This window comes from Devosia polycyclovorans, from assembly GCF_042181575.1.
Taxonomy (GTDB): Bacteria; Pseudomonadota; Alphaproteobacteria; order Rhizobiales; family Devosiaceae; genus Devosia; species Devosia polycyclovorans.
On sequence record NZ_CP170085.1, the window covers coordinates 1 to 26841 of the forward strand.

A 26841-nucleotide genomic window follows, 5' to 3' on the forward strand; every position below is an offset into this window, starting at 1 on the left:
GCAGCGTTAAGTCCGGCGGGGCCCCCACCGACGACAATCACATCGAGAATTTCCGCTTGAGCAGGTGCAGTGCTCACGTTGCTCGTCTCCACTTCAAATATTGATACATCAACGCGACCACGAGCACAGAATCGGTCGGCAGTCTGTTGCCGGTGGCACCGTGCCTCATCATGTGTGGCGGCCCGGGAGGGATGATGGCTGGCTCCAAGTCAGGCAAGAAGAGCGAACCGCAGCAAGAGGGCGTCCCAATAAGAGCCGAGGCCGTAACTGGCGATCTCCAGAGCGGTGTGGACATGCTCATTTTTCTTGGTGCCCGCCAAACGAATACCGCATGGCAGACAAAAGCTTGTTGGCGAACTCGTCATTGTCGCGCGATGCGAACCGATTGAACAGCGCTGAGGAGAGCACGGGCGCCGGCACACCTATTTCGATCGCGGCCTGCAGGGTCCAGCGGCCCTCGCCGGAGTCCGAGACCTTGCCATCGAAGCGCGCCAGGGTCGCGTCTTCTTTCAGCGTATGCGCCGTCAGGTCGAGCAGCCATGAGCCGATAACGCTGCCATGGCGCCACACTTCGGTGACGGCGGCAAGATCGATGCCGAAACGGTAGTATTGCGGATTGTGCAAGGGAGCGGTTTCGGCGTCTGCCGCCCTCGTTTCGTCGCCGGCATCGGCGGCTTTGAGGATGTTCAGACCCTCGGCATAGGCGGCCATCATGCCGTATTCGATGCCGTTATGAACCATCTTAACGAAGTGTCCAGCCCCAGCAGGACCGCAATGAAGATAGCCCAGGCTCGCGGTGTCGGCCGCGCCTGGACTGGCCCCACACCCATCAGGGCCAGGCGCCAGGGCAGCTAGGATCGGGTCCAGCGCCTTGACCGCCTCAGCAGCGCCGCCCACCATCAGGCTATAGCCGCGCTCAAGGCCCCACACGCCGCCGCTGGTACCGACATCGACATAAGAAACGCCGGCGGGAGCGAGTTCGGCGGCAAGGTCAACCGCGTTGCGATAGTTGGAGTTGCCGCCATCGATGAGAAGGTCGCCTGGCGCCATCTGGCTGGCGGTCTCGCGGGCGATGCGCCCGGTGACTGCAGCTGGCAGCATCAGCCAGACGGCGCGCGGATGATCGAGCTTGCCCAGCAGATCGACGACATCGACCGCGCCGATGGCGCCCTCGGCCACCAAGGTCGCAACGCTTTGCGGATCGAGATCATGAACGACGCACTGGTGGCCAGCTCGCATCAGGCGCCGGACCATGTTGGCGCCCATCCGACCAAGACCAATCATTCCCAACTGCATTTGTTCGCTCCTGTTTACCGCTTAGCCGGCAGTGATCTCAACGTTCTACCGGGGCGCACCCCACCCCCACCGCTCGCTCTCGAACCTGAGACGGAAAAAGTCCGTCGCCCCGCATGCCAGTAAGGCCAATATGTCAGTATCGACCACATTGGTGCCGAGTTCCACCACCCGAGCATGTCGGTTGCCCGTGGGGAGCCGGTTCCGCCACCAACGTTCTCAACCGCTGATGGCTGCGGGTCGCGTCGAATTGACTCGGCATGGACAGCCCGACCTGGGGGCGGCTTCATGTTTCATTTCCTCGTCGACCCCGTAGCCGAGCAGGCGCACCCGGCTGGCAATGGCCGCAAGTTCAAACCCCGGCCCGGGACGCACCGTCATAGTCATCAAGGAAAGGGAGACACCAACGTATTCCACTCCCTTCATCGGCATCACCGCGTTCTCGATTGCCGAAACGCAGCCGACGCAGCCCATGCCTGTAATGCTGAAGGTGACCTTTTCCGCCCTGGTCATGCCTCGAAGGTCACTTTGCCGGCCATGTCGAACTCGTAGACGTCATCACGGAAGCTCACCACGCCATTGCGGTTTGCCCAGGCGGAGATGTAGGTGGTGTGGATTTCTGGTGGATTGCTCACGTCCACATCCTTACGCTCTCCAGTCGTGAACACGGTTTGGATCTCCGTAGCGCCCCAGTCACCGTTGTCGCGCAGCACCCAGGCGACGAAGTCCTGCACCTGGTCCACACGTACGCAGCCTGAGGAATAGAAGCGGGCATTGTCACCGAACAGGCCTTTGGTCGGCGTGTCGTGCAGATAGACGGCGTGGGGGTTGTGAAAGTTGATCTTTACGTTGCCCATCGAGTTCAGCGGCCCCGGATCCTGACGGAAGTTGTAATTCACCGCCTCCTCGGTCTGCCAATTGATCTGGCTGGGCTGCAGCTCGTTGCCACTGCCGTCGAAAATCCGGATCTTTTGCTCCGTCAGGTAGTTCGGGTTCTCATTCATGTACTTGATCAGGTCGCGACGGATGATGGAAACCGGAACATTCCAGTATGGATTGAAGTTTATCTGTTGGATGCGGCTTTTAAGAATGGGTGTTTGGCGATCAATTCGACCGACCACCGCGGTGTGCCGCCGCTGGACCATGCCGCCTTCCACCACCTCGATAAATGCAGCGGGAATGTTGACCACGACGTAACGGTCGGCGAGCTCCGACGCCATACACTGTACACGCAGAAGGTTCAGCCGAAGCTGATGCAGGCGGGTTTCTGCGGGCACGTTGAGGGCATACCACGTCGCCTCGTCGACCTGACCGCTGACCTGCAGCCCATGGCGGGCCTGAAACCGGCGCAAGGCGGCATCAGTCGGCGCATCCATCACGTCGTCCACTCGCTCCACCATGGCCATGTCAGCTGAAGACAGCAGGCGTCGCTTGAGCTGGATGACACCATCACGTGCAGCGCCAATGGTGACGCCATATGTCGCCTGCGGCACCTGCTCCCAGCCGCCGCTGGCGACGAATGGCTCGTACTGGGCAATCGCCATCTGAAGGTTGTTAGCGGTGTCGTAGCTCAGAATCGGTTCGACAGTGTCGATGGCCTGGATGGCGGCGGCGCTATTGGCCTCCCTCTCGGCATCGCTGAGCGAACGGTTCTGGTTCATCATGTCCCAAAGGGACTGTGCCTGGGCCGGTCGCAGCATCGGTAGGGTGGCGGCGGCACTCAGGGGCAGCAGCCGAAGAAAATCGCGTCTTCTCATCGTTCTCATCCTGAATTGGCGTTCGTGCAACGACGCGCTGGATAGCGGCTTGCGTCGGCTGTTGGCTGTAGCGGATCAGGTGAAACGTGGAGGGCGGAAGAGCCCTGATCGAAGATGCGGATATGCCGGGGCGTCGTCGGAAGTGGGAGCTAGACAGCCGTCACATGGAACGCCGTAGACGATCGACAAAGGCAGCCCAACGCCACAGAAAACTTTGCTGCAACATCCCTTTGCATGGAGGGGATGCTCGACTTTTTGGCACGGAGAGATGTCGTCGTGAGCGACGATGGCAGGATCTATGGGCACGGCATGCCCTACAGCTGCTGCTTGGAGCGCCGATAGCACCAAGGCAAGGACAGCAAACAGGATGGGCAGCAACCCGCGACTCGGGGCCATGGTCATAAACGTTCCAAGGTAGAAATCATCACAGACTGACAAGCCTATTTCATCTTCAAGTCCGGCAACAATGCGGTGACGCGGGTTTGATGCAAATGACATCTTGCTACCTTGCCGATGGTCAAGAAAGGAACATCTCGAGTTCTCGGCCATTCTGCCAGTTCGAAGCCCTTAAGCAAGGAGCGGCAAGTGGCCGATCTGGCAGTGATCATCGGGCTGGCGCTCTTGCCCGGAGTGGGGAATCTGGCGGGGGGGCTGGTTGCCGAATTTTTGAAAACCAGCCCCCGACTACTAAACGCCGCGCTTCACGCGGCTTCCGGCATCGTGATCGGCGTAGTGGCCATAGAGCTGATGCCTGAGGCCCTCAACAACATTCCCGGCTGGTCGATTGCGGCGGGTTTTGCGCTTGGCGGCGTGTCATATGTCGGGCTTGAAGCTGTCATCGACAGGGCGGCGCCCACCCGGGGCCGCAGCAGTTCGATGTGGATGATATATGTCGCCGTCGCTGTCGACCTGTCTAGTGATGGCCTCATGATCGGAAGCGGCTCTGCAGTTGCCACAAGTCTGGCCATAGTCCTTGCCGCTGGTCAGATGATGGCCGACTTCCCTGAGGGGTATTCCGTCATTGCGAACATGCGCCAGAAGCAGGTGCCGAGGCACCAGCGCCTCGCCGCTGCCTTTTCTTTTCCCTTCTATTGCTTGACGGTTGCGGTGCTGGCCTGGTTCGGGATGCGAGACGCGCCGGACACTGTCAAATATTTGGCCCTGAGCTTCGTCGCCGGCCTGCTTGTCCTGGCAGCCGTCGAGGACATGCTCAAGGAGGCGCATGAGGCCAAGGCGGACACTCGAGAGTCCAGCCTGGCGTTCGTTGGGGGCTTCACCTTGTTCGCACTTGTCTCGGCTGGACTCGGAGCAGCTCTCGACAGCTGACTCCCCCAGAAGGCGTGGCCGACCACCCACATCAGAAGCCATCAAGAAGAAGTGGAATGTTTCGATTGGTCCCGACCGAAGGCGATTCCGTCCTCAGGGTCGATTGCGAGGGCAAGCAGTCCACCCAAGACATAGCGGGCATTATTGCATCGACATTTGGAACCCGACGACGGAGTAGGGCCTCGTGATCGGTCCGACGAACTTCGAGGGTTATGAGAGTGGGACAGCGCTAAGAAAGGACTTCCAGATGGATGTGAAGCACCGCAACGATTTCCGCGCGTTGCTCTTATCGGCGACCAATCTGGGGAGAGTGGGGAGCCGCTTAGAGGGACCTGTTTTCGTCGGGAATGCGACGTTTTGACGTTGATCATGCTGGTCATACGGTTGCATTGACCGGGGGCAGTATTGTGGTCGCCTAGACCGGCTGCAATTGATCGGTCAAGAGGCTCAACGATCAGGGCACCGTCGCTCGCGCCCATAATCAGCCTTGACCCCCTATTTCTCTGCCATGGCACGCCAATGAAGCAGAGACCTCCACCTGAAACGCCTGACGGTGCATCATTCCGCCGCGGTCGTCCAAAGCGCCCTCCATCTGAGCGAGAGACCAATCAGGATCGTATCCGGTTGCACGCACGATGGCCGCCGGCGTCATCGTCTTCCGGTACTCGAACCGAATAATGCCGCCTTCAGCGACGATGATAGGCGCAGTCTGTCAAAGCATCGACGAGATGTCGGATGCCCCGGTGGGATAGGCGAACATCGTGTCCTTGACCTGGGCGGCAGTCAACCCGTGCCGCACAGCCAGAGTGAAGACATTGATGACCTCGTCAGCATGTGGTCCCAGCAGGTGCGCGCCTAGGATGCGCTCGGTGCCTTTCTCGACCAGGACCTTGTAACCCGAGACGGATTCAGCCTGTTGGCGCGTCGAAAACCAGCCGGGCGTCCGATTGCACTGCACGCGGAACTTCAGCCCCTGTTCACGGGCTTCGGATTCGTCCAGCCCGACCCGGGCAAGGGGCGGCAGAGTGAAGGCGACCGAAGGAACGCCCTTGTAGTTCGGCGTGCGGTGATTGCCTTCCAGCAGGTTCCCCGCAACCACCTTGCCGTCGTGATTGGAGACGGGCGTGAGCGGCGGGCCCATCTGGGCGGCGTCCCCGGCGGCGTAGACGGCCGGGTTCGACATGCTTTGCAGGTATTCATTGAGGGCCAGCCTGCCGTCCCGCAGTTCCACCCCACCGGCCTTGAGGTCGAGTGGCTCGAAGTCGGGCTTGCGGCCAGCGGCATGCACGACCACGTCCGCTTCGAAGGTCTCAGAGCCGCCCTTGCCGGCTGCAGTGATGCGAAAGGTATCGCCGGTCTTCTCGATACCCTTGACCTCGGTTCCGGTATGCAAGGTCACCCCGATCTCTTCGTACTTCTCCGTCAGCCATCCGACCAGGTCCGGATCGAAGCCCGTGAGCATCCGGTCGCCGTGCTGGAGGATCGTTACCTCGGCCCCGGCTCGCGCGGCGATATGGGAGAACTCGGCGGCGATATAGCCTCCGCCGACCAACATGATCCGGCGTGGCAGGTTTTCCATCTCGAGGAAGCCCTCGTTGTCGATCAGGTGCTCCTCGCCGGAAATGCCCAGCTTCATCGGCTCCGCCCCGGTCGCCAGGACGATGTGCCTGGCCTCCAGTGTTTCGCCATCGACCTCAACAGCATTCGGGCCAACGAAGCGGGCCCGCCCATGGAAGGTCGCGATGCCGCTTTCGGAGAAGCTCTTCTCCTTCTTGTCCGGCACCGGATCGGTAAAGCCGCGCTTGAACTCCAGCAGTTCGCGCCAGTCGATCCGCACCTCGCCGTCGACTCCCTTGCCGTGCATCCGGCGGGCGTGGTCGGCGGCAGAGGTGCCCCCGATCAGCATCTTCTTGGGATCGCAGCCGCGAAGTGCACAGGTGCCGCCATAGGGGCGGAAATCGGTTACGGCAACGCTTCGGCCCGCGGCGCTGACGCGCTTTGCCACGGTGGTCGCAGCGGTTCCGCTGCCGATAACGATCACGTCGTAGATCCTGCTCATCGTAAACTCCTCAACCTGGAACCAGATATCGGTTTGGCATGGTTCTGTTGCTATCGTCGAACGGCGGGTTGTCCCGTGAGTTCCGCAAACGTCACCAAAGCCCACTCGGCTGGGGCGGTCCGGCTGGCCGACATACGGGCCAAGGCAGGCAATACCCTAACCCGCGCAGCAACTCAGCAAGGCGACGTCCTTATCGAAGGCCTGTGCTGCGAGCTTTAGGCCCTCGACGGTCGTCAGATAGGGGAAGATCGTTTCGCCGAGCGCCTTGATGGTCATGCCGGCCTTCAGTGCCATCACCAGCGTCTGGATAGTATCAGAACCTTCGGGCGCGATGATCTGTCCGCCGAGCAGTCGGTCCGTTTCCCGGTCTGCCACGAGCTTGATAAGTCCGCGCGTATCGCGTGCCGCCTGGGCCCGCGGCACCTGGTCGAGCGGCAGCACCGAGGTCTTTACTTCGTGTCCGGCATCGCGCGCCTGTTGCTCGCTGAGGCCGACCCCTGCCACCTGCGGATCGGTAAAAACCACCCAGGGCATCGTGCTGTTGTCATATTGCTTCCCGGCATCCGCCACCGCGTTGCGGGCCGCGATCTTGGCGCCGTATGCCGCCATGTAGACGAATTGGTCGCGGTCCGTCACGTCGCCGGCAGCATAGATCCCGGGGTGCGAGGTCTGCATGTCCTGCCCCACGACGATCCCGCCGCGGCTGTCAGTTTGCACACCCGCCTCCTCGAGGCCGAGACCTTCGGTATTTGCCTGCCGACCGGCGGTGATGACGATATGCTCCGCCGTGACGTCCTTCGCGACCCCTTCTTGCGTGATCCGCAGGGTGACGCCGTCCTCTGATTTGGTGATGCTGTCATACTGCAGGCCGGTCAGAAGGGTGATGCCCTCTGCCGCGAAGGCGGCCGACAAGGCGTCCGAAACTTCCGGCTCGGCCCCTGGCAACAGACGTGAACGGGCAACCATGGTCACCCTCACCCCCATTCGGGCCATCATCTGCGCCAGCTCCGCGCCAATGTATCCGGCTCCGACGAAGATCAGGCTTCCTGGCAGTGTCTCCAGTTCCAGAAGCGACTTGCTGTCGAGCGGCTCCACATCCTCGATACCGCGAAGCGCCGGGACGAGCGAACGACTTCCCGTGGCGATCAGCGTCTTGGGGGCCGTGATCTTGCGTCCGCCCACCTCGATGCCGCCATCGACCAGCGTCGCCGGACCCTCGTCGATGTAGTCAATCCCCTCATAGGCCGGCAGAAGATCCGCGTATTTCTTCTGGCGCAATGTTGCGACCAGATCGTCCTTGCTGGCGACGAGCCGGGACCAGTCATCGACCTGCGCCGCACCGGACAGGCCGGGAAAGCGCGCAGCCGCGCTCGCGCCATGAAGCGCCTCGGCCGCACGGATCATGGCCTTCGAGGGCACACAGCCGAAGTTGACGCAGGTCCCTCCGATCATCCCGTGGCCCACAAGCGCGACGCGCTTGCCAGCCTCGGCGGCGGTGATCGACGCGGAGAAGCCGGCGGAGCCGGCTCCCACGACGATGAGGTCGTAGGCGCCGTTTTCGTTCGAGCAGCAGTCTTTCATCGATCAAGTCACTTTCGTCGTCGGATCAGCCTTCGGCTTGGCGAAGACCAGATAAAGAATGGCGCCGATCGCCACCAAAGGCGTAGCCATCGAGATCAGGCCCATGAAAGGGCCGATGGGAGAACAGCAGGCAGCCGCCATCATGGTCGCACCTCCTTGGCACGGCGATTGAGGTAGAGAGCGTAGGCACCGGGCAGCGCCGCGGCGAGGAGCGTGAGGATCAACGCCCCGCGGAACTCCAGAACGATGATCAATACCGAGAGCAGCACCGCGATGAGCGCGGCCCAAATCTTGGGGGAGGGTCCGGGCCGCGCGGCGCGCAGCCACAGTGCCTGCGCAACCACCGCGAGGCTGACGAACAGCAGCGGGAACAACGCGTAATCCAGCCACCCGGTCACCGCCGACAGGCCTGCGCCAGTTAGCACGACAACCAGAAGCGGCGTGAAACAGCAGAGTGCCGCGAATAGCGCGCCGCCGAGGCCGCCCCTCAGCAAGCGGTTCGCCTGGGCCTTGTCCGGCTGCTCTGACGGTCGATCCGGATGATCGGAATCCTGCCTCAAGAGCCCTCATCACCCATCGGGCCTTCAAGAAGCGCAGCCGGGTAGCCGTTCTTTTCAACCGCCGCAATGAGGGCGTCGGCGGAGGTGACTGCGTCGTCGAAACGAACCGTATAAAGCCCCTCACTCGCATCCTCGCCTTCGACGAAGTCCTCGATCACCACGCTTTCGACGGATTTCAGCGAGTTGCCGACGATGAACGAGCACGAGGGACAGGTCAGCCCGCCGACCTCGAGGCGGATGACCTGCTCGGCGGCGAAGGCAGGGGCGGAGATAAGAGTGGTCAGCGCCAAAGCGCCGGGAAGCAGGGATTTCATGTCAGGGTTCCTTCAGAACGAAAGGATGTAGGGCGTGGCGTAGGGGAACAGCATGGCGACGAGGATCACCACAGCCGCCACCCAGAGCACGGCGCGCATTGCGGTCCGGTTCATCGGGCGAGCGCAGGTGCCATCGGCGCAGCGGATCGGCTGGTAGGCCCTGTAAAAACCATAGCCCAGGAACGCGGCGGCGATGCCGAAGGTATACCACTTGTAGGCGTACAGAGCGCCCATCTGGGCGATGAAAACCCCGCTGATTCCGAAGCTGACGAGCACTAGTGGCAGGATGCAGCAGGATGTCATGACCAGTGCGCCAAGCGCCGCCAAGGCGGTGCTGGTCCAGCCGCGGCCTTCCGGGACGTCGGACGCATCCCCCGGCAATGCAGATTCCGTGCTGTCCATGCAGTGTCTCCTTGCGATCATCTGCTAGGAGTCCTAAGGTCTGTAGTACATACAGGCTCAAGGGGGTTCCGAATGGGAATAGGTCACGCTTCCGTGAAGCCGATGCAGCGGGGCGCCCTCGCTCGGGCGACGGGATGCAACCTGGAGACCATCCGCTACTACGAGACGATCGGCGTCATGCCCGATCCACCTCGGGACCCGAACGGCTATCGCAGCTACGGTGAAGATCATGTGAGTCGGCTTCGCTTCATCACGCGCGCCCGAGCGCTGGGGTTCTCTCTTGATGAGATCAAGGGCCTGCTAAGCCTCGTCGATAGCCATAGCCAAACATGTGCTGAAGTGGAGGGTGTCGCCGCAGCACATCTAAGGGACGTGCGGGACAAGATTGCCAATCTGCGACGGATTGAAAAGGCATTGAGCGCCACATTGGCTCAATGCAGCGGAAGCAATGTGCCAGCCTGTCCGATCCTCGACGTCTTGCTAGACTGAACGTCGAACCACCACCAATACGCAAGCTGACGCCCGTGCGATCTGGGGACTTGCGCCCAACCGCGCCATTTACGCGACGTCACCCCCAAGGCATATTGGCATGATGAAGCAACACCTACTCCTGTCGGCGCCTGAGTTTAATCCGGCACTCGCGTAAACTGGGCTTCGACCTCAATCAGATCCAGATCTTGCTTGCCTTCAGGATCGGCCCGACCAACCCCGCGCCGACGCGGATGCAATCGCCAAAGCGCGCCTCGCCGAGGTCGCTCGCAAGATTGCAAGCCTGACTGCGCTGCAGGCAGAATTGAGTCGGATGATCGAGGGGTGCAGCCACGGACGCGTAGAGACCTGCCGCGTCATCGAGATACTTGCCGATCACGACAAGTGCAAGCACCATCTGCACACAAACTGATGTCGGGGGCGACTGATGTCGCGATCGGCTGAGTCATCGATGCGAAGTCACCTGCGAGGATCCTGGCCGGAGGGCAGGATCCTGACATCAGGCAGTCGCTTTATGAGACTGCTCTGCGGGTCCACCTCTGGATTTGTTTCGAGGAGGGTTGAATGACTACAACCGCGCAAATCGAAACCTGCCTGATTATCGGATGCCGGTGAGTCTATTCTCCAATGCTACCTTTCACTGTGGCTGTAGCGATACGTGCTGAGCGAGGGTGGGCACTCGTTGCAGCGTGATCCATGAAGCCCTCTCGATTGGTTCCAAGTACCTAAAATGTTTCGGAACCACCCCAAACATGCAGCGTTCGGGTTAGTAATTAAGGAGAACAGCCATGCAAGTTCAAGAAATCATGAGCCGCGACCCCGCCTGCTGCGGTCGCGCCGATACCGTCCGGGATGCTGCGCAAATTATGGCGGATCAGTCGGTTGGGTCCGTACCGGTACTCAACGATTCGGGAGAGCCGGTGGGGATCGTTACCGATCGTGATATCTGCTGCAGCGCCGTAGCACAGGGGAAGGGAGTCGACACACCGGTCTCTGAGGTCATGTCCACAGACGTCTTAACGACGACACCGGATGAGGAAGTGTCGTCCTGCTGCGACAAGATGGAAGAACGCCAGGTCAGGCGGGCAATCGTTACTGATGAAAACGGGAAATGCTGTGGAATAGTCGCCCAAGCGGACGTTGCCCGCAGCGCCAGCGATCGGGAAACTGCGGATCTTGTACATCAGATCTCGAAGCCAGAACGCAAATCGGGCTGCTGCTAGCAGAGCGAAAACCGGAGACAGCGGCATGTTTGATGGAATGATGGGTGGCGGAATGATCTTCGGCATGGGGATTTTTTGGATCCTCATCTTGGTGCTGCTGGTCTTGGCCCTACTGGCCTTGGTGAAATATCTGCGTAGATAAATCCGCCGCAAGGAAACCAGGAGATCGCTTGCCTCAACCGCCCAAGGAGAGACGCAAGGCCATGATCACCTGGACCGTCTGTTTGGACGTAGTCTCGCGACGTTCGGCATCGGCGCGGTGGTCTGGCTGACGCCATAGTCTGCCGTGACAATTGCCACGACGGCGGCACGACCGCGACCATAGAAGCAGTTGTTCTACGGGGTGATGCCGAACTGCCCGATCACCACGACTATCAGCACTGACCCCTCAAAGCGCTGTCATCGTGGAGTAGACCCCTGCTGGACAGACGCCATTTGGATCCAAGGGACCATGTGATGATCCGTTGGGGTTGAAGACGTAGCGACGCTCGCAAACGTCCCACGCTGGTGGGCGCCGGGTGGCATCGAACAGGTCGGTACCCACCTTCAAGTCGCGCCAGAACGGTGCATGCGGACTGTCAGCGTGCTGGGAGAGGTTCGCCTCAGTCATGCGGAACGGCAGAAGCTGGAGCTGAAACGAGGAATTGCCACCGCGGAAAGTCTCGCGAGCAAGCGCGTAGATTTCCTTGATCCCCTCGTCCGTCATGGCATAGCAGCCGACCGACAGGCAATCCCCATGGATCATGAGATAGGTGCCCGTACGCCCCCATGCCTGGTCGAACTTGTTGGGAAAGCCGACGTTGAAGGACAGCCAGTAAGATGACTTCGGATTCATCAGCGCGGGCGTAACGTCGTAGAACCCCTCGGGCGACTGTAGATCGCCCTCGCGGATCTTTGGCCCCAGATCCCCGGACCATTTGCAGATCGGGTAAGTCTTGAACAAGGCGTAGTCCCCGGTATTCGTCCGCTTCCAGACCTCGAGTTCAGAGCTCTGTTTGTAAACGCGGATGACCATGGGCTCGGACGGCGATGAGCCGATCTCGGCCAGCCTGTCCAACACAGGCTTGACGAGTGGAACATTGTGACGATTGTCGCCAACAAACTGGCTGCACGCGGCCAGGAAAAAGGTCATCGTGACGAGGCCAAGGGCGCGTAGAGTGTTGCCGAGCATGCTGTTTGTCCAAAAAGCTTTCAGCAACCATAGACAATGGCCGTTACGTACGGGTGACCCGGCGTCAGGCCTTTACTCTTCCCGGGCGACGATCTCGGGATCGTGATTGACCCTAAGCGGAGCAACGATGAAAGGGCTTCGTTGTTCCGCCACATGCTTAGCAGCCATCTCCCAAAAAGGAAGGAGTGAACCTATGAGGGCCCAGTAATTCCATTCCGCATTTTATGCGAATCCAATGCCAGAATTGCCCCTGCCCTAGTCCGAAACTTGTCGCATATTTCGGACTCCCTTCTCCCCGCGATAGACTGCCTCAATTCCATCACCTAGCCAGAGCGACCGCCACGCGCGGCCATTGCGACACCGGAGGGCCGACTTTTACCCGATGACACATTCGCCTGAGATGCTATTGTCGGAAATTCCGACATGCGCTATATGTGTGTCGGATTTCTAGACATGAGGTCATCGATGACTGTGTCGATTGCAACAATCGAAGACGTAATCCGTGACGAGATACGGAGCGCCCAAGCTGATCGACCAACACCGAAGGCAGGGTGGGAGCCCCAAGTCGACTCCTTGGTCATGATATCGATTGCTCTCCGAATCGAAGAAGAATTCAACGTCAAGCTACCTGAGGCGGCAATGCCTCCAGGTGGCTTCGATGACGAGGATACATGCGTCGCTGTCTTTTCCCAGCGGGTTGTCGAGTTGCTGGAAGAGCGGCAAACGGAAGAGCAGCCCGAAGGAGAGCAAGTGTCATGACCACCGAACGGATCGGCTTCGCCGTTGCCGAGGACGAGAGCCTGGTCCTCGGCGCAAAGCTGCGCGAGGCGAGGGAATATGTGGGGCTTAAGCAGGACCAGGTCGCACAACACATGGAGTTGCCCCGCACGGCGGTGTCGGAAATCGAAAATGGACGCCGTGGCGTCAGCGCCATCGAATTGAAGAAGCTTGCCCGCCTCTATCAGCGTCCGGTGACTTGGTTCACCGGCGAAGAAACAGAGCCGACCGTTCCCGCTGATGTTGCGTTCTTAGCGCGCACCGCAAGCGCTCTGTCGGACAACGATCGTCAGGAACTCCAGCGATTTGCAGAGTTCCTGCGTTCCAGGTCGAAGGTTTCTGGTGATGGTCGGTCGTAGCGAGCGCGAATCCATCCTTCGCGGCATCCGTGGGGCCAAACGGCTTCAGCGGGATCTGCGGCTCGACATCGGCGCTTCTCGCGCACAACGGGTCGACGTCTTCGGCTGCATTGCCCGAATGGGCGCGATGCTAATGTTCCAGCCGCTTGAGCCACTTCTCGGGGCCTTCATTCGCGAAGATGGGGTTGCCGGGATCATCCTGAGTACCCGGCGGCCGCTTGGCATGCAGCGGTTCACTGCAGCGCACGAACTCGGCCATATGTTTCTTGGCCATGATCCCCATGCCGATGACGAGGGCATCCTGCGTCGCGCACCTTGGGCAAATGACTCAGCTAGGGGACCTTCCATTCCTCCCGAGGAAAGAGAAGCAGACGCGTTTGCGTCGTACTTTCTGCTTCCACCCTATCTCATCAAGGAACAGATGGAGCTGCGGGGCTGGGAGCCCCGGCACTTTGAGCAGCCCGAAATCGTCTATCAGGCATCTCTCCGCTTTGGGACGAGCTATCGCGCCACGGTGTTTGCTCTTGAACGGGAACACGTCATCGGTCGCAGTTTGGGACAGCAGCTCCGAAGCGCCGAACCGCGAGATCTGAAGAGGCAGCTTCTGGGCGACTATACGTTGCAGAACGCGCAGCGTGTCGACGTATGGCACCTGACCGAGCGTGACGAGGGCGCTGTGATCGAAGCGAGCCGCGACGACCTTTTCCTGCTTCGACTGAAGGAAGATAGCGGCAGCGGCTACGTCTGGACATTCGACGAACTGCGCGACGCCGGCTTTGCCATTCTCAGAGATGGACGGGAACCCGTTCCCGCGGGCCAGATCGGCGCGCCCACCGTCCGACGCGTTCTCGCCCATGCGGAGAGGCCCTTGGCCGGAATGTTGACGTTGCGCGAGGTGAGGCCGTGGGCCCCTGATGATGATCCGCAGCTCCTGACGCTCTACTGCAAGACTGCAACGAGTGACGAGACTGGTTTGTTCGAGCCGCAGCGCCAGGAGCTTTTGGCTGCCTCATGACGCTGGATGTCATACAAGATCTGCGGCCTGTTCTAGGACCTGTGCGCGATCAGGGTCGCCGCCCGACATGCTTGTCGTTTGCCGCCTCGGCAGCTCACGAGAAGGCGCGTGGTGAAGTAGATCCCCTCTGCGTAGAGTGGTTGTTCTACCATGCCGCACAGCGCGCCGGCACCGGACCCGGCGAGGGCACCACTCTGCCGGACACCCGCCAAGTTCTGCAGGACATCGGCCAACCCCTAGAGGCGTCCTGGCCCTATGATGGTCGGCCCATTAACGGCGCCGCATGGCGCCCTCCAACCAGCGTCTCCCCGATTTTTCGGTGCGGCTCAGATGGCTGCGGCACAAACCTTGCACAAGTTCGGCAAGCGCTCGAAGGCGGCAAGCCGGTGGTCCTTGCGATCTTTGTTTCGGCCGCTTTCACTGCAGCGGCAACTTGGCTCCGAACAGGAAACGAGATCATCCTTCCCGATGACAGCGAACCGATTGACCCTCAGCGCGGACACGCAGTGGTCGCCGTTGGGTATGGCCGCATCGGGAGTGAGGACCTCATCCTGGTGCGGAATTCGTGGGGTCCAGCCTGGGGCGCCGATGGGCATGCTTGGGTAAGAGAGACATATGTGTCCCGCCGTCTGTTCGGCGGATTCAGCATCAGCGAAGGAGACGGCGATGTTCTACAATCCGATGCCGGCGGCATCCACGCCCACGCGCGCGTGGGTTGAGGCAGCAGTCCGCCTCCGGGCCGAGCCCAACCTTACTCTCGGCGGCCTTATGCTTCACATCGAGCACCCCGTTGGTGCGGATGATGATGATGAGGCTGTGATCATGACGGTGGACCGCTTTCTCAGGCAACATGGTGCATACCCCGTCTCTACCGTGGTCAACACAATCTTTCCCTCCGCGCTAGACCGGGGCGACGGAATCGATGCTCTGCGAGAGCGCTACATGGAAGTCTATAAGCGCCGTATGTGCACTCCGGGCGAATGGGGGCGCTACTTCGAGCGCATGGTCAGTTGGCAGGACCGAAAAGGCGGCCATATCGACCAGGTCGCCGAGAATATCCGGATGTTGAAAAACGCCCGCGAGGGACGCTTCTATGAGAACCGTTATGAGATCATAATCTCAGACCCGGCGAGAGATTTGCGCAAAGCGCTAAACAGGCAATGCCTGAGCATGATCGAGTTGAAGCCGGAACGGAACGGCTCCCTGCACATGATCGCGCTCTACCGGAACCACTATTACGTCCAAAAGACCTTGGGCAACCTGCTGGGCCTGGGCCGTCTCCTGGAATTCATCGCCCGAGAATCCGGTTTCGAGGTCGGCACGCTGACCGTGAATTCCACATCGGCCCGCCTCGACACTGAAGGCTGGGGCAAAGCCGACGTCCTCTCTTTGGTAGACGATTGTGCGGCGCGGCTCCTCAGGGCTGCTGCCTGAGGGGGCAGGCTCACGCTCGCGCGGCAGCGTCGCAGTAAGTTTCTGGGTCGCGACAGAGGAGGACGCTAGGCGAAGAGCGGGAGGGTTTCCTGCTTGTCCATGAGCCCCAGGCCGTAGTGTGCGCTGACGCCCTCGATGAACTCGGTTTGCCCGCCGTAACTGGGATGCCTGACCTTCTCTGCGGTAACCCCGAGATCCTCAAGTGCCAGCTGAGCATCGCGGCCGATCGCGAGAACACGTCGCGGTGCCAGGAGGTGGATAAGCCCGACCATCACGTGCTTACTGGCCAGTCGTTCGCTGCGGGTATGGCAACGATTGGACATAGGGTCCCCGGCGACATGAGGATGGAGCGGAAAGACGTTCCAAAGGAAGACAGGCTGCCTGATGGCAATAAGCATCTGCCAGATCACGGTCGCAGTACGTTCAGCGACCATGGGACCATTGGTGGAACGCGACAAGGGGGGCGTGCCCAGTAGATCAGCGTGCGCGGCCAAGTGTGCTTCGTCCGTCAGAGCCAAACCGGTCCGGCGTCCGCCGCGGTAACCCAGGTCACGGGCCACCCAAATAGATTCAACACCTCGGTCGATCGCCGCGTCCAGCACCATCTCCAGGTTGTGGCGGCGAATCTGAGCGGCGTCGGGACGGTCGAAGTCCGAACACAGGTCCGAGTATGGGTTGAAGGCGTCTTCGAACCTAAGGCCGGCAACGAGTTCTACAAATTCTGCGGCGTTCCGTGGGTAGTCACTCATGGCAGCTCTTCAAAATCGACCGTACGCTTGGTTAGGTCAATGACGACCGCGCCATTGCGATGCTTCTTGAGCTCTCGAAACACCCGAAACCCTTCGAGAATCGCTCGCTCCCACTGCCAGAGCGGGCGCTTCTCAACCTCGTAGCCGCGTACCAGCTCATGGACAGCCTTAAGCAGACCGTAGTCGAGAGAGGTAGCGTTTCGAAACTCGGCCTGCCGTAGACCATGATTGAAGATCCACGTCGAGATGCCTTCTTCGATGATGTTGGCGCGCGCGCCATCCTCGTTCTCATCGACCTCTGGCCTGCTTTTGCGTTTCAGACGCAACAGTGCCCGCATTGTCGGCGACCAGCCAAGGATGCCGGCGAAGGCCAGGTGAAAGACGTCGTGGTATCGATAGTCGTCCTGTTCGTGGCGATTGTCGGTCAGCGGGCTGCCGAGATTGACGCCGTTCCATCGCTGAACGACAAATGTCCGACCGTTCACCGTTCTCTCAATGAACTCGACCCGCATCTGCCGTGGTAATTGCTCATATTCGGGGAAGCCTTCATCGAACAGAGGGCCCCAGTGCTGCTGGTCCGGCCAGCGACCGAGCGTTTTGGCCACATTGTTACGGGCCGCCTGTTCGAGGCTCACATGAGCGTCGTCGGCCGCCATCAGCAACGCGCGAAAAATCTCAACTAAGTCGGCCGACAGACGATCGCGGTTCTCCTTGATCTGCCCTTCGCTCCAATCAGCCAGGAGCACTCCAACCTTGCCTGCTAAAGCGAGCAGGCGGTGCTCTACCTCCTCGCCTGCCAGGATTTCCGCGAAGGGCACTTCGGGCTGCTGCAGGTCCTCGAATGTCGAGGCTCCTGATCGGCCTTTATAATCCCAATCCTCGAGTCGAGCGGGAACGCTTCGGGCGATCTGGCTTAGCGGTAGCTCAGCGCGGAGTGCGGCATTCGCGAAGTACCATAGAGCGTCGCCCAGTTCTTCGATGACCTCCTCGTGGTAGGCCGCGAAGGCATCCTTATCGCGCTGCTTTTTCTTGAGAGCACTGAGAAGGCTTCCTACCTCTCCGAACAAGCCGAGGAGCACAAAGCCCAGGCCGTCGACGCCCGACTTGTCATTGCGGTCGGTTCGGGTGGTGAAGTCCTGGAACTCATCAAGCCCGATGGGCCGGTCGCTGTCACCGAAGAGGGAGCCTTGGTTCCTGAGCAACGCGCGACCGTCTACAGCCATATTGATTCCCCCTCCAAGAATCTTGCCGCAGGCAAACCATTGACGCAAGTGAATCGGAGGGCGAATTCTTCTGACAGGGGAAGTGGCTAAGGATATTTAGAGACCGCGATTGGCTGCACGAGGGGATTTAATGGATTCGACTTCAGCGACGTTCCTGCACGTTACGGATGCGCACATCGCCTATGCGGGAACGGTATTGGAGCGGGATGACCGCAAGAACCCGGTCGTTGGTCTGCCGGCACAAACACGCGAGACAGCCCTTCGGCAGGTCTTCGAGCGTCTGGCGGAACAATTGAAACGAGAAGGTCGCACCCTCGATGGGGTAATCTTCTCTGGAGACGCGCAGGACCGCGGAAGGCAAGGCGGCCATGAGCTGCTGCTCCATCTGCTGCTCAACTACTTCGGCCCCTTCGGCATCACAGAAGAGCGCATCGTCGCCACGCCCGGCAATCATGATGTCGATCGCGCATATGATCCCGGGACGGCAGAGCGTTACAAGGACTTTTGCGCGACCTGGCGCGATCATGGATGTGTTGTGCCGTGGATCGATGGTGTCGATGTAGCCGGACCGGCAGCACGCCATTCGCTTGTCGATGTCGACGGCCGCTGGGCGATCTTCCCGATCAACTCGAGCAATTGGTGCCATGCCGCTGCAGTTCTCCCTGAACCACTCGCAACCGTGTGGTCGCGATTGCCACAACTCGCCGCGGGGGGAAACAAGGAGATTGAAACCGAGCTGCAGAAGCAGCTGGACGCGCTTGCCCGCTATGACATGGCGAGGGTCTCGGAGCCGCAGTTGGAGCAGGTGAGACGGCTCGTTGAGGCAACACCACTGCCGGAGCATGGGCGGCAGCTCCGTATCGCGGTGTTACACCATCACTTGCGGGCGCCGAGCCTTAGAGAGGAGATCAAGGCGTTTGCAGACCTCTCTAATCTCGAGCAGGTGCGGGCTTTCCTTCGGGACCGCGAGTTTGATGTCGTCGTTCACGGCCACAAGCATGAACATGCGGCCCAGTTCGACCATGTCTACGATCATGCGGGGATTGATGCCCGGCGTGTGCTGGTCGTTTCGGGCGCCACCTTCGAGAGCGGGCGCGAAACCGACGCCGTGCGTTTGCTCACGTTCGAGGGCCTGCCCTACATCCCATCAATTCGCGTAGAAGCTATCCCGCTGCAGCGCGGCGGAGTGGATGCCCCAACTATTCCGGCCATCATGAGGCGTCTTTGGGCGTCGGAAAACATCACCGACGGACCGATGACGATCCAAGGTAGCGACATCGACGAGGTCTACGAGCGCGTGGTGGAGGTGGCGCGGTTGGAGGCCGAGGGCAATACGTTAATTGTACATCTCGATCTGCCGTCCCACGAGACCGACAGGTTGCCATTGCCAGACAATTACCCGATGGCTGAGCCGCTCGAACCCGGTGCTCGTCAGGAATGGCTGCGCGAACTCGTTGGCTGGTGGCAACTCGACCGATCAAAACTGGAACAGCGGATGCCTTTCGTGCATGGCACGCGGCTACGTCGCTATGGCGGCAAAATCGATCAGATCGAGCGCATCAAGAAGCTTCTCAAACAAAAGGCCAGCACCCGCGCTCTCGCCGTGCTGGTAGATCCGTTTCGCGACTTCACCGCCGATGGAAGCGGCGAGGAGTTCGCCTCGTTCAGTCTCGTCGAGTTCAAGCGCAGAAACCTTGGAAACGGTCGGAGCTCGGTGGAAGTAATCGCGTTCTACCGAGCCCAGGAGTTTGCGCGATGGTGGCCCATTAACGTGGCCGAGCTGAGATCGCTGCAGATTGAGGTATGCCGCCATCTGAATTTCGATCCGGGGAGGATCACAACCATTGCTGCCGATGCCCGAACGCATTCCCGCAGCCCCACACAGGTTGCCATGCCAATCGTGGATCGCTGGCTCGACCAGGCGCCTGAACGGTTGCATGCCCTTGCTAATGTGCTCGTTCATAGGGCTGCCCGAAACGACAAGGAGCGTGCGGCGCTTGAGGGATGGGGTCGCTGCCTCACCGAGCTTGAGGATGTGGCCAAGAACTATAATCCAGACGGCGTGCCTGTTGCCGTGGAGGGTCTCGAAGTTCTGGCTTCGTATGTGCAGATTAGTGCCGAGAGTGACCCTGCTCTCACTAGACTGGTGCGCGAACTGACCAGGCTCGCCGAAGACAATCGGGGTTTCGAGAATGGTGCCCGCGATCGATCAGCCTTCGACACCTGGTCCAAGCGCACACTCGTTTCGATCACGGACCTGCGAGAAATGACGGCTCAGCGCATTTCTCCAAGTTCATCGTGATGCAGTTTGCAGGAGCCGAGCAACTGCGTTCCCGTTGACAGCGCGACTTGTCCTGTGAATAGGTGTCCTCTGTCCCCGGACAAAGGACAGGGCGCAATGAAAAGCCAAGATGTGGTTATCCTATTAAAGCTGGTAAGTCTGGAGGAAAACGAGCGAAATGCCGATTCGTCGCCTCAGCCGCGCGGGCTCGCCGGAGGTGAGGACCCATATTCCGTACGCGGCCTCGAAGCGGCGCTTGGCATCAGCAAAACCGAGGTCAGCGCTTCGCTCAACCGCAGCATTGCATCGGGCATCGCCATCAAGGACCGAAAGTCTGGCCGACCCAAGCCGAGCCGACGCCAGCTGCGGGATTTCATTGTTCACGGCCTGAAGTTCGTCTTTCCGGCGTCCCCGGGCGCAATGCAGCGCGGTCTACCCACGGCTTTTGCCGCACCTGTACTTCGAGAATCGCTGCATAGTGCCGGCAGTCTTATCAGCGTCTGGCCGTATGCTCAGGGCCAGGAAATGGGCCAGTCCGTCGAGCCACTCTTCAGAACGGTGCCGGAAGCAGCCGAAAAGGATAAGCGTCTCTATGAGTACCTCGCTCTCGTTGACGCCGTCCGCTTGGGAAACCAGCGGGAGGCCAACTTGGCGGCCAAGCTATTGACTGAGAAAATAGGATGACAATCCAAGGGCAGCTCAAGGAAATGCTGAAGACCGTTGCCCTCGCTCTCGGCGACGAGCTGCGGCAACGCCTGGTGTTTGTTGGCGGCTGTACAACGGCCCTTTTCATCACCGATCCAGTAACTCTCGAGGGCGTTAGGGCGACCGACGATATCGACCTGATTGTCGATCTCGCCGGCTTCGCCGAATGGACGGAACTGATGGATCGATTGCGCGAGCGGGGCTTCACCGAGTCGGCGGAAGACGACGTCATTTGCCGCATGAAGCTTGGTGAACTCAAAGTCGACTTCATGCCCGACGACGAGGCGATCCTTGGCTTCAGCAACCGCTGGTACGGCATGGGTATCGAGACGGCTGTCCAGACGGAACTGGAAGAGACGCTTGTGATTCGGCGCCTCACCGCGCCGCTATTCATCGCCACCAAGCTGGAGGCGTATCGCGGTCGCGGAGAAGGCGACCTTATAGGGAGCCGCGATGCGGAGGACATTCTTTTGCTCGTCGACGGCCGAGAGGCGCTCGTTGAGGAAATATCAGAGGCCGCGCCGGAGATCCGAACTTACATTGCGGAGCAGATGGCGAAGCTGCTTGCGGATCAGAACTTCGACCATTTCCTTCAGGGGAACATTCGAGGACCGGCGGGCCGCGCTGATATTGTTTACGATCGCCTTGTGGCATTGAGCCAACTGAGCGCCGGCTGACATGGCCTTCGAAATCGCGTGGCACTGTCAGCAGGGAACCAGAACAGCCGACAACCGCGACCACGCCGGCATTGGCGTCCGTGGCGATAAACTTCTGGCGATCGTTCTCGACGGATCCACTCGGGGACCAACAAGCGGTCAGTTTGCTCAAGAAATCGCGCGACGGTTTGTCGACTGGTTCGTGGCCGGCGTCGAGGAGATAACCGGGGACGCGTTGGCGAAACAGCTTCGCGAAACGCATCACACGCTCGCAATAGACTTTAAGAGCGACTCTGCGAGCTATGTCATTCTATATGCGGAAACGACGGGACCAATGGTCGTGCTGCATGCCGGCGATTGCCTCATCGGTCGCACCGGTGGCGAACAGCCCACATGGCTCCTCCAGCCACACACACTGGCTAACGCTCTAGCGGCTGTTCCAATAGAGGTGCTCGCGAAAGAGCCGACACGTCATATCCTCACGAGAAGTTTCAGATCGAAACGCTTTATGGCTCCCGAGCATGCCTTTATCGACTTGGACGATCGGTCACTGCTCGTGGCGACGGACGGCTTCTGGGCAGAAATGGACGCCGGCGGTCAAACCGCTTTCGTGAACGGGGATCGCCCCTTCGCTAGAGAGGAGCACGATGACAGAGGTGTGCTGTTGATATCCCGGAAAAAATCGGATGGCGGGATCACGATTGCCGGCCCTCAGCCTACCGCCAACCTCTATTTGCGAATGACGTAACGGGCGATCGACATCGTCCGGAGGCAGCGGCTACAAATCAAAAGTAATTTCAACCGCGCGTACGCGGCATCGACAGTCCGGCCGGTGCGGTGCAAGGGCCGGAGATTTGGAATCGTCGTCCCCGTCAAAAATCAAGCTGTGAAATGTTTGGAGCCGGAAGCGGTAGCCCAATCGCATCGGCAAACTCCTGATCTGAAATCGAGCCCAAGAACGTGGGCGCCTGGCTCGCGGTCGCTGGATATCGGGGCTTAGGGTTAGGTATGGCGAAAGCCGGCGTGCCGATGCGCCCTTCGTCCAATACAAGGGCGCCAAAGCCAGTGATGTAAGTTGCGTTCACATGACCTGCACCGTAATGCCCATAAAGAGCGTACGAGAGAATTCCGACGCGTCGGCGCCAATGAGGCGACAGAAGGTCACCGAGCTCAACACCATGACACTGCATGGCGATAAAGGCTGGCCGCTTTCCCGAGAACTGACTGGCGGCCTTCCGCATCGCCTCAAGCTGCGGCGTCGAAGTATCGTCCTCCTTCTCGCTTCTCATTACAACCAAGCAACCTTCACCCGGCGCAGTCAACGCACCCGCGATATGCAGATTTGGTCCAAAGCGCGCCGTACAGCGGGACTGGACTTCCTCTGAGGTCCGGACGCTCGTGCCAAGAACCTCCTTGACTGTGTACCTTTCGACGCGAAAGAGCTGGTCTTTGCGATTGGCTGGCGTCTTACCTCCGAGTACCTCTTCGGCTGCTCGCAGCAATATCGCCTGCTTATCTTGCGCGGAGGAAAGGCGCCCAGCGAGGGTAATCAAGACCAAATCGCCGGTCGCCCCAGCGGAACGCCGCTCAATGGCCGGCCTAAGTGCATCGACAAAACGATAGAAGTCCTTCCTGTGGATCTGCCGTCCCGCATCCGCCGACAAACTCTTGCACTCCACCTCACCAATGAAATCCTCGCGGCTGAAAGCAAGGTCGTAGTTCGCGCGCCCCTCCAAGTCTGGAAATTCGACATCGCAGCCCTGATCGATAAGACGCTGAGCGAGGTCCATTTCTAGAAACAGCGCCGCAAATCCGGTCGTAGCGTTCAAAGCATCTCGAAGCCTGCCCTCCAACTGTTTTTGGCCCTTGGGGGACGAGCGCCGATGCACCTCGACGACGGTGCCCGCAAAGTTGACTGCGGCTCGCGTGAGCGTGTCTGCATGCGCTTCCGCCAATTGTCCGACCTTTGTCAGAACGTCGTACTGGTGAGCTATCGCCATTTCGAGCCAGTGATAGTCGGCGACGATCTTCCAGCGGTAAGAAGAGATCGACTTTTCGCGGTCAAGTTCATCAGCACGCGCCAGCCAGCGCCGCTTGCCCGCGAGCTCGAGGACTTGGTCCACATGACCCCCAAGCGCTGTTATATCCTGAGGAAGAAAAAATCTCACGCCATTGTCCTTGACGATTAAGCTCGAAAGTCAGCTCCCGGAGTGGCTTCGCATGAACCTGCGGAGTTTGGTATTACGGATCGATGTGTTTCAGAACCATACCGTAATGAGCCGGGCTTTGACCGTAGTTTCTCCCCTTCGGATTGTTGTAGGCGAGCCAATACTCGGAAGGCGGATGCATCGGAACGACCTCAATCGCCGGCGTCTCCCGGAAATTACCGATCAGACGGTGCAGGTCTGCTCTAAGCTCTCCAAGGTCGGCGGCCTGCGACAGGTCGACTTCGTCGCGAAACCTTGCGCTCTCGGCGGGCACGACGACCGCACCTTCTACTCGGGTTTCCCCATCTACGTGGGCGTTGATCCCATTGATGGCGAGATTGTAGATCTTACGATCACGCACTGCCATATGCCGGCCGAAGGCCTCGAGTATTTCGATCAAATGCTTGAGGGGCGGCAACAGACGCGGCTCGCCTGAGCCCCCAAAATCCATCAGGTAATGCCGATCGTTAGCCAGATCGCCGGCCCCGAGTTACGCAGCTCTTCCTGGACCAAGCCAATCAGAGCTATGATCTCTTCTTCTTCCACCTGCTTCCCCACAAATTATTGCGAACCGTTATTTCGGTTGCTCCAGCGGGCTCACACGGCGGTCTATTACGTGTCGTCCTAGGCGTCCGACAGGTGCTTGGATGAACCCTCCGTCGGGAGCCGTTCTCTCAACCTTTGGAAACGCTTGTTGCATTCTGTCGTGAAACCAAGTTCCCGAAGCGATCGCTGAATTTCGTGCTGCTCAAACCCGCCGGCGCGATATCTCGTATCGAGTAGGTGGCCGACCGCTGCAGACGCAGAATTGTGAACACTCAAGTCGATCAGTGGAAGCTCTTCCCACAACAAACGCCTCGCAGCCAGATAGACCATTCCCGCGCGACCAAGTCGTTGAACGGCGTGCGAGCTGATGTCCTTAGCGACGAGCCGTAAAATTGAAGAGCAGGCAATCGCCTGTTTGTGCGTGAATTCAATAGGCGTGCCCACCTGGACCGGAATCAGCTCTGGTTGCGTCATTTCACCGGTCCGGCTGCGCCAAGCTTTGAGCGACGCAACAATGCCTTCCGAAGAACTGTCAGAGACTAGCGCGGCGGAAGCGATACCGTCCCGATGTGCAATGCAGTTTCTCGCCCTCCGGAAATATTGGTACAAGGGCAGAAGGAAGTCATCAAACCCGGACGTGCGACCGCCGACCCGGCGGTAAAGGACTTTTGCTGGATCTGCGAAGCCCTCCTCATCTAAGTCGGCGGCATCGTCGCCCGGTTTCTTATTGCCGCGAAACACGCGCCACCGTTCAAGATCAGCTTCGAGGTCACTGAAAAAGACGTCAAAAGCCGAGAACGCTCTTACCACGCCAGCCTGACCTATTTCTCGACGGGCGCCGGCGATCAGCTGCATAGGTTCGCGCCAGTCCGGCATTCCACCCCAGAGCCATCCTCGCTTTGAGAACCGCTCGTATAACTCGTCCGCTGAACGACCTGATTCCACCTCGTCCGCCAAAAGGCTCAGACCCATGGTCTGCAGTCGAACCGACCCACTAAAGCGTTCGTGAAAGCGATGATAGCGTAGAAAGGCCTCAGTATTTGCGCCGTCAAGGTTCATTCCGCCCCCTCTGATGACCCCATCGAATTCACCCGGTCCCACGTGAGTTTGTCAGCTGTCGCAAGACCGGCATCTTGCAACGCTTCTAGGTCTGGCAGATCTCGAAGTGTGTTTAGACCGAAATGGCCCAAGAAACCCTTGGTCGTCACGTAGGTGAATGGCGCACCTGGCGTCGGGCTACGAGGGCCTGCTGCGATCATGTCTTTGTCGCGGAGCTGACCGATGATGTCCCGCGAGATCTCTCTCCCCAATATCTCGGACACACCCGCTCGAGTGATGGGTTGGTGGTAGGCGATCGACACTAGAACCATCGTTTCGGCTTGTGTCAGTTCGAGCCGGCGCTCTGGTCCTGCCGTCGATGCCCTAATGGCCGATGCATAGGTCGGCCGGGTTCTAAATTGCCAGCCACCCGCAACGCTAGCGATCTCATATGGCTTTCCCATGAGGTCAGCCCGAATGTCGTCGATCAGCAGGTCGATGTTTGCGTCGCGACCGATCACCCGGGCCAAGACCTCCCGTTCCACCGGCCTGGGCGCGGCGAACAGCACCGCCTCGATGCGGTTCATCCATTCGCGCCAGCGTAGGTCAACAGGCATATCGGCCAACTCGGCATCGAATATGGGTGATTCAGCATCTGTCCGTTTGCGCTTGGCCATCTGCTTTGCTCTTACAACCCGTAGAGCCGAAACGTCGAACGACCACTGAGCTCACGCACCGCCCCCAACTCCCCCAACCGATCGAACAGCCGCCGAGCCCCGCGCGCCGACAGTTTTGCGCTCGACCAGGACGCTGGCACTGCGTCATCGGACAGCAGCAGTTTGAGGACATCGGCACCGCCCTTGGCGCGCAACTTCGGCGCCACCGTCGTTAGTTTTGCAGCCCGCTGCGCCAATTCTATCCCAAGATCGCAGGCCTCTGCCGCCGCCGTGGCGTAGGCAAAAAACACCGCCCTGCCCCACCCTTCTCCTCCCGGCCGGATGCGCTTGCGGTTTTCACCCGACTTGAAGACCGGCGACGACGCCTGCCTCATCAGCAGCGGCACCGGGATAGGCCATTTGAACTTCTGGGCAAGCAGCATGTCGGCGAGCCAGAACGCCAAAAGTTCGGCATCGGGCCGGGCCCGATAGACGGCGGCGGCAATCTCGGCCGCCAGTATCGGCGCCGGCCGGGATGACGCCACCATGTCTTCCGCATTGGCGACCACCTCTGCGAGACCCTCATCCCAGTGAAGGCCAAGATGCTGTTCGGCAACCGGGCGCACGATTTCTGCGTCGCAGCTCGTTGTCCGGCTGGCCAATCGGCGCCAAGCCAGGAGAATGTGCCCCGCTGGGCCAGGGTCGTCGCCGATGGCGCGCAAATAATTGGTATCGCGCAGGGCGGATTCGTCCTCGCGCCTGCCGGTCAGATTCACCGCTGCTGCGGCGCCTTGCAGCGCAAGGCGCTGCCGCCAAACCCCAGCCCAATGCACGTCTTGGCGAACCAGATTATCCAATGAATTCAAGGCCGCGCCAGCCATGTAGCCGGCATCGACATCGCGCTGCACCTCACCGCGCGGTCGCGCCCAAGCCGGCACCTTGGGCACCCACAACGGGTCGTAATGGAGCAAATCAGCAGCGATTTTCATGCGAAGAGGGTAACACGTCGCGGCGCTTTAT

29 protein-coding genes and 1 pseudogene are annotated in these 26841 nt (G+C 60.0%); 13 read left to right on the forward strand and 17 right to left on the reverse strand.

The window, feature by feature from the left end; all coding sequences use genetic code 11:
* Positions 1-297: 297 nt before the first annotated feature.
* The 3 genes from gnd to ACE4RL_RS18775 all read right to left on the reverse strand — a co-directional run bounded on the left by gnd (position 298) and on the right by ACE4RL_RS18775 (position 3050).
* Complete coding sequence (gene gnd, locus ACE4RL_RS18765; protein WP_375600404.1) at positions 298-1296, reverse strand: phosphogluconate dehydrogenase (NAD(+)-dependent, decarboxylating); 999 nt, start codon at positions 1294-1296, stop codon at positions 298-300.
* Between the two features lie 216 nt (positions 1297-1512).
* On the reverse strand, positions 1513-1806 hold the full coding sequence (locus tag ACE4RL_RS18770) for a cation transporter (RefSeq protein ID WP_375600405.1): 294 nt from the start codon (positions 1804-1806) through the stop codon (positions 1513-1515).
* Complete coding sequence (locus tag ACE4RL_RS18775; RefSeq protein WP_375600406.1) at positions 1803-3050, reverse strand: murein L,D-transpeptidase; 1248 nt, start codon at positions 3048-3050, stop codon at positions 1803-1805. The genes ACE4RL_RS18770 and ACE4RL_RS18775 overlap by 4 nt, the downstream gene beginning before the upstream one ends.
* A 585-nt stretch (positions 3051-3635) precedes the next feature.
* Here ACE4RL_RS18775 and ACE4RL_RS18780 point away from each other — a divergent pair.
* A complete protein-coding gene (locus ACE4RL_RS18780) occupies positions 3636-4376 on the forward strand; it encodes a ZIP family metal transporter (RefSeq protein WP_375600407.1) in 741 nt (246 codons plus the stop codon).
* A 712-nt stretch (positions 4377-5088) separates the two neighbouring features.
* Here ACE4RL_RS18780 and ACE4RL_RS18785 read toward each other — a convergent pair.
* From ACE4RL_RS18785 to ACE4RL_RS18810, 6 genes are all read right to left on the reverse strand, one after another.
* Entirely contained in the window at positions 5089-6435 is a 1347-nt protein-coding gene (locus ACE4RL_RS18785) for a dihydrolipoyl dehydrogenase family protein (RefSeq protein ID WP_375600408.1), read from the reverse strand.
* Positions 6436-6591: 156 nt separating this feature from the next.
* A complete protein-coding gene (merA, locus tag ACE4RL_RS18790) occupies positions 6592-8016 on the reverse strand; it encodes a mercury(II) reductase (protein ID WP_375600409.1) in 1425 nt (474 codons plus the stop codon).
* Positions 8017-8019: 3 nt separating this feature from the next.
* On the reverse strand, positions 8020-8160 hold the full coding sequence (locus ACE4RL_RS18795) for a hypothetical protein (protein WP_375600410.1): 141 nt from the start codon (positions 8158-8160) through the stop codon (positions 8020-8022).
* Positions 8157-8576: a mercury resistance system transport protein MerF gene (merF, locus tag ACE4RL_RS18800; protein ID WP_375600411.1), complete on the reverse strand. Its 420-nt coding sequence runs from the start codon at positions 8574-8576 to the stop codon at positions 8157-8159. The genes ACE4RL_RS18795 and merF overlap by 4 nt, the downstream gene beginning before the upstream one ends.
* Complete coding sequence (locus ACE4RL_RS18805) at positions 8573-8890, reverse strand: hypothetical protein (RefSeq protein WP_375600412.1); 318 nt, start codon at positions 8888-8890, stop codon at positions 8573-8575. Before ACE4RL_RS18805 ends, merF begins: the two co-directional genes overlap by 4 nt.
* A 12-nt stretch (positions 8891-8902) precedes the next feature.
* Entirely contained in the window at positions 8903-9292 is a 390-nt protein-coding gene (locus ACE4RL_RS18810; RefSeq protein ID WP_375600413.1) for a mercuric transporter MerT family protein, read from the reverse strand.
* 102 nt (positions 9293-9394) lie between these two features.
* On the opposite strand from ACE4RL_RS18810, the gene ACE4RL_RS18815 reads away from it, so the two are divergent.
* From ACE4RL_RS18815 to ACE4RL_RS18825, 3 genes and pseudogenes are all read left to right on the forward strand, one after another.
* Positions 9395-9781, forward strand: a complete 387-nt coding sequence (locus tag ACE4RL_RS18815) for a helix-turn-helix domain-containing protein (RefSeq protein ID WP_375600427.1) — start codon at positions 9395-9397, stop codon at positions 9779-9781.
* A 128-nt stretch (positions 9782-9909) separates the two neighbouring features.
* A pseudogene (locus ACE4RL_RS18820) lies at positions 9910-10193 on the forward strand (MerR family DNA-binding protein); the annotation flags it as partial.
* 376 nt (positions 10194-10569) lie between these two features.
* Positions 10570-11004, forward strand: a complete 435-nt coding sequence (locus tag ACE4RL_RS18825) for a CBS domain-containing protein (protein WP_375600414.1) — start codon at positions 10570-10572, stop codon at positions 11002-11004.
* Positions 11005-11392: 388 nt separating this feature from the next.
* On the opposite strand, the gene ACE4RL_RS18830 is transcribed toward ACE4RL_RS18825, so the two are convergent.
* Positions 11393-12175 (reverse strand): L,D-transpeptidase family protein, encoded by a 783-nt coding sequence (locus ACE4RL_RS18830; RefSeq protein WP_375600415.1) that lies wholly within the window; start codon positions 12173-12175, stop codon positions 11393-11395.
* Positions 12176-12640: 465 nt separating this feature from the next.
* Here ACE4RL_RS18830 and ACE4RL_RS18835 point away from each other — a divergent pair, with 465 nt between their 5' ends.
* Genes ACE4RL_RS18835 through ACE4RL_RS18855 form a run of 5 tightly spaced genes read left to right on the forward strand, consistent with a single transcriptional unit; the run spans position 12641 to position 15760 of the window.
* On the forward strand, positions 12641-12934 hold the full coding sequence (locus ACE4RL_RS18835; protein WP_375600416.1) for a hypothetical protein: 294 nt from the start codon (positions 12641-12643) through the stop codon (positions 12932-12934).
* The gene (locus ACE4RL_RS18840; protein WP_375600417.1) at positions 12931-13311 is read left to right on the forward strand and encodes a helix-turn-helix domain-containing protein; all 381 of its coding nucleotides are present in this window, start codon (positions 12931-12933) and stop codon (positions 13309-13311) included. Before ACE4RL_RS18835 ends, ACE4RL_RS18840 begins: the two co-directional genes overlap by 4 nt.
* Positions 13298-14326, forward strand: a complete 1029-nt coding sequence (locus tag ACE4RL_RS18845; RefSeq protein ID WP_375600428.1) for an ImmA/IrrE family metallo-endopeptidase — start codon at positions 13298-13300, stop codon at positions 14324-14326. The genes ACE4RL_RS18840 and ACE4RL_RS18845 overlap by 14 nt, the downstream gene beginning before the upstream one ends.
* Positions 14323-15045 carry a C1 family peptidase gene (locus ACE4RL_RS18850; RefSeq protein ID WP_375600418.1) on the forward strand — a complete coding sequence of 241 codons (723 nt, stop codon included), beginning with the start codon at positions 14323-14325 and terminating at the stop codon, positions 15043-15045. The genes ACE4RL_RS18845 and ACE4RL_RS18850 overlap by 4 nt, the downstream gene beginning before the upstream one ends.
* Complete coding sequence (locus tag ACE4RL_RS18855) at positions 14993-15760, forward strand: hypothetical protein (RefSeq protein ID WP_375600419.1); 768 nt, start codon at positions 14993-14995, stop codon at positions 15758-15760. Before ACE4RL_RS18850 ends, ACE4RL_RS18855 begins: the two co-directional genes overlap by 53 nt.
* A 65-nt stretch (positions 15761-15825) precedes the next feature.
* Here ACE4RL_RS18855 and ACE4RL_RS18860 read toward each other — a convergent pair whose 3' ends face one another.
* Both ACE4RL_RS18860 and ACE4RL_RS18865 read right to left on the reverse strand, forming a co-directional pair.
* Positions 15826-16509, reverse strand: coding sequence for a uracil-DNA glycosylase (locus ACE4RL_RS18860; RefSeq protein ID WP_375600420.1), 684 nt, complete (start codon positions 16507-16509; stop codon positions 15826-15828).
* Positions 16506-17732 (reverse strand): nucleoside triphosphate pyrophosphohydrolase family protein, encoded by a 1227-nt coding sequence (locus ACE4RL_RS18865; protein WP_375600421.1) that lies wholly within the window; start codon positions 17730-17732, stop codon positions 16506-16508. Before ACE4RL_RS18865 ends, ACE4RL_RS18860 begins: the two co-directional genes overlap by 4 nt.
* A gap of 130 nt (positions 17733-17862) precedes the next feature.
* Between ACE4RL_RS18865 and ACE4RL_RS18870 the strand changes: the two genes are divergently transcribed.
* From ACE4RL_RS18870 to ACE4RL_RS18885, 4 genes are all read left to right on the forward strand, one after another.
* The gene (locus ACE4RL_RS18870; protein WP_375600422.1) at positions 17863-20034 is read left to right on the forward strand and encodes a metallophosphoesterase; all 2172 of its coding nucleotides are present in this window, start codon (positions 17863-17865) and stop codon (positions 20032-20034) included.
* 96 nt (positions 20035-20130) lie between these two features.
* Positions 20131-20697 carry a hypothetical protein gene (locus ACE4RL_RS18875; RefSeq protein ID WP_375600423.1) on the forward strand — a complete coding sequence of 189 codons (567 nt, stop codon included), beginning with the start codon at positions 20131-20133 and terminating at the stop codon, positions 20695-20697.
* Between the two features lie 23 nt (positions 20698-20720).
* On the forward strand, positions 20721-21395 hold the full coding sequence (locus tag ACE4RL_RS18880) for a hypothetical protein (RefSeq protein ID WP_375600424.1): 675 nt from the start codon (positions 20721-20723) through the stop codon (positions 21393-21395).
* Between the two features lies 1 nt (position 21396).
* Positions 21397-22122, forward strand: coding sequence for a hypothetical protein (locus tag ACE4RL_RS18885; RefSeq protein WP_375600425.1), 726 nt, complete (start codon positions 21397-21399; stop codon positions 22120-22122).
* 124 nt (positions 22123-22246) lie between these two features.
* Here the strand turns inward: ACE4RL_RS18885 and ACE4RL_RS18890 are convergent, their stop codons facing one another.
* The 5 genes from ACE4RL_RS18890 to ACE4RL_RS18910 form a co-directional block, all read right to left on the reverse strand.
* Positions 22247-23497 carry a hypothetical protein gene (locus tag ACE4RL_RS18890; RefSeq protein ID WP_375600426.1) on the reverse strand — a complete coding sequence of 417 codons (1251 nt, stop codon included), beginning with the start codon at positions 23495-23497 and terminating at the stop codon, positions 22247-22249.
* Between the two features lie 118 nt (positions 23498-23615).
* Entirely contained in the window at positions 23616-24032 is a 417-nt protein-coding gene (locus ACE4RL_RS18895; RefSeq protein WP_375600355.1) for a hypothetical protein, read from the reverse strand.
* Between the two features lie 173 nt (positions 24033-24205).
* Positions 24206-25186: a hypothetical protein gene (locus ACE4RL_RS18900; protein ID WP_375600354.1), complete on the reverse strand. Its 981-nt coding sequence runs from the start codon at positions 25184-25186 to the stop codon at positions 24206-24208.
* Positions 25183-25842 (reverse strand): SMC-Scp complex subunit ScpB, encoded by a 660-nt coding sequence (locus ACE4RL_RS18905; protein ID WP_375600353.1) that lies wholly within the window; start codon positions 25840-25842, stop codon positions 25183-25185. Before ACE4RL_RS18905 ends, ACE4RL_RS18900 begins: the two co-directional genes overlap by 4 nt.
* Positions 25843-25853: 11 nt before the next feature.
* Positions 25854-26810, reverse strand: a complete 957-nt coding sequence (locus ACE4RL_RS18910) for a DUF1403 family protein (RefSeq protein ID WP_375600352.1) — start codon at positions 26808-26810, stop codon at positions 25854-25856.
* Positions 26811-26841: the final 31 nt, after the last annotated feature.

Bases quoted from the DNA above. Each gene is read 5' to 3' on its own strand.
- ACE4RL_RS18835 (WP_375600416.1), top strand. From the start codon at position 12,641: ATGACTGTGTCGATTGCAACAATCGAAGACGTAATCCGTGACGAGATA.
- ACE4RL_RS18870 (WP_375600422.1), top strand. From the start codon at position 17,863: ATGGATTCGACTTCAGCGACGTTCCTGCACGTTACGGATGCGCACATC.
- gnd (WP_375600404.1), bottom strand. From the start codon at position 1,296: ATGCAGTTGGGAATGATTGGTCTTGGTCGGATGGGCGCCAACATGGTC.
- ACE4RL_RS18795 (WP_375600410.1), bottom strand. From the start codon at position 8,160: ATGATGGCGGCTGCCTGCTGTTCTCCCATCGGCCCTTTCATGGGCCTG.
- ACE4RL_RS18775 (WP_375600406.1), bottom strand. From the start codon at position 3,050: ATGAGAAGACGCGATTTTCTTCGGCTGCTGCCCCTGAGTGCCGCCGCC.
- ACE4RL_RS18805 (WP_375600412.1), bottom strand. From the start codon at position 8,890: ATGAAATCCCTGCTTCCCGGCGCTTTGGCGCTGACCACTCTTATCTCC.
- ACE4RL_RS18880 (WP_375600424.1), top strand. From the start codon at position 20,721: ATGCTGAAGACCGTTGCCCTCGCTCTCGGCGACGAGCTGCGGCAACGC.
- ACE4RL_RS18905 (WP_375600353.1), bottom strand. From the start codon at position 25,842: ATGGCCAAGCGCAAACGGACAGATGCTGAATCACCCATATTCGATGCC.
- ACE4RL_RS18875 (WP_375600423.1), top strand. From the start codon at position 20,131: ATGAAAAGCCAAGATGTGGTTATCCTATTAAAGCTGGTAAGTCTGGAG.
- ACE4RL_RS18785 (WP_375600408.1), bottom strand. From the start codon at position 6,435: ATGAGCAGGATCTACGACGTGATCGTTATCGGCAGCGGAACCGCTGCG.
- ACE4RL_RS18850 (WP_375600418.1), top strand. From the start codon at position 14,323: ATGACGCTGGATGTCATACAAGATCTGCGGCCTGTTCTAGGACCTGTG.
- ACE4RL_RS18845 (WP_375600428.1), top strand. From the start codon at position 13,298: ATGGTCGGTCGTAGCGAGCGCGAATCCATCCTTCGCGGCATCCGTGGG.
- ACE4RL_RS18910 (WP_375600352.1), bottom strand. From the start codon at position 26,810: ATGAAAATCGCTGCTGATTTGCTCCATTACGACCCGTTGTGGGTGCCC.
- ACE4RL_RS18885 (WP_375600425.1), top strand. From the start codon at position 21,397: ATGGCCTTCGAAATCGCGTGGCACTGTCAGCAGGGAACCAGAACAGCC.
- ACE4RL_RS18865 (WP_375600421.1), bottom strand. From the start codon at position 17,732: ATGGCTGTAGACGGTCGCGCGTTGCTCAGGAACCAAGGCTCCCTCTTC.
- ACE4RL_RS18830 (WP_375600415.1), bottom strand. From the start codon at position 12,175: ATGCTCGGCAACACTCTACGCGCCCTTGGCCTCGTCACGATGACCTTT.
- ACE4RL_RS18855 (WP_375600419.1), top strand. From the start codon at position 14,993: ATGTTCTACAATCCGATGCCGGCGGCATCCACGCCCACGCGCGCGTGG.
- ACE4RL_RS18810 (WP_375600413.1), bottom strand. From the start codon at position 9,292: ATGGACAGCACGGAATCTGCATTGCCGGGGGATGCGTCCGACGTCCCG.
- ACE4RL_RS18860 (WP_375600420.1), bottom strand. From the start codon at position 16,509: ATGAGTGACTACCCACGGAACGCCGCAGAATTTGTAGAACTCGTTGCC.
- ACE4RL_RS18770 (WP_375600405.1), bottom strand. From the start codon at position 1,806: ATGACCAGGGCGGAAAAGGTCACCTTCAGCATTACAGGCATGGGCTGC.
- merA (WP_375600409.1), bottom strand. From the start codon at position 8,016: ATGAAAGACTGCTGCTCGAACGAAAACGGCGCCTACGACCTCATCGTC.
- ACE4RL_RS18815 (WP_375600427.1), top strand. From the start codon at position 9,395: ATGCAGCGGGGCGCCCTCGCTCGGGCGACGGGATGCAACCTGGAGACC.
- ACE4RL_RS18825 (WP_375600414.1), top strand. From the start codon at position 10,570: ATGCAAGTTCAAGAAATCATGAGCCGCGACCCCGCCTGCTGCGGTCGC.
- ACE4RL_RS18895 (WP_375600355.1), bottom strand. From the start codon at position 24,032: ATGGATTTTGGGGGCTCAGGCGAGCCGCGTCTGTTGCCGCCCCTCAAG.
- ACE4RL_RS18840 (WP_375600417.1), top strand. From the start codon at position 12,931: ATGACCACCGAACGGATCGGCTTCGCCGTTGCCGAGGACGAGAGCCTG.
- ACE4RL_RS18900 (WP_375600354.1), bottom strand. From the start codon at position 25,186: ATGAACCTTGACGGCGCAAATACTGAGGCCTTTCTACGCTATCATCGC.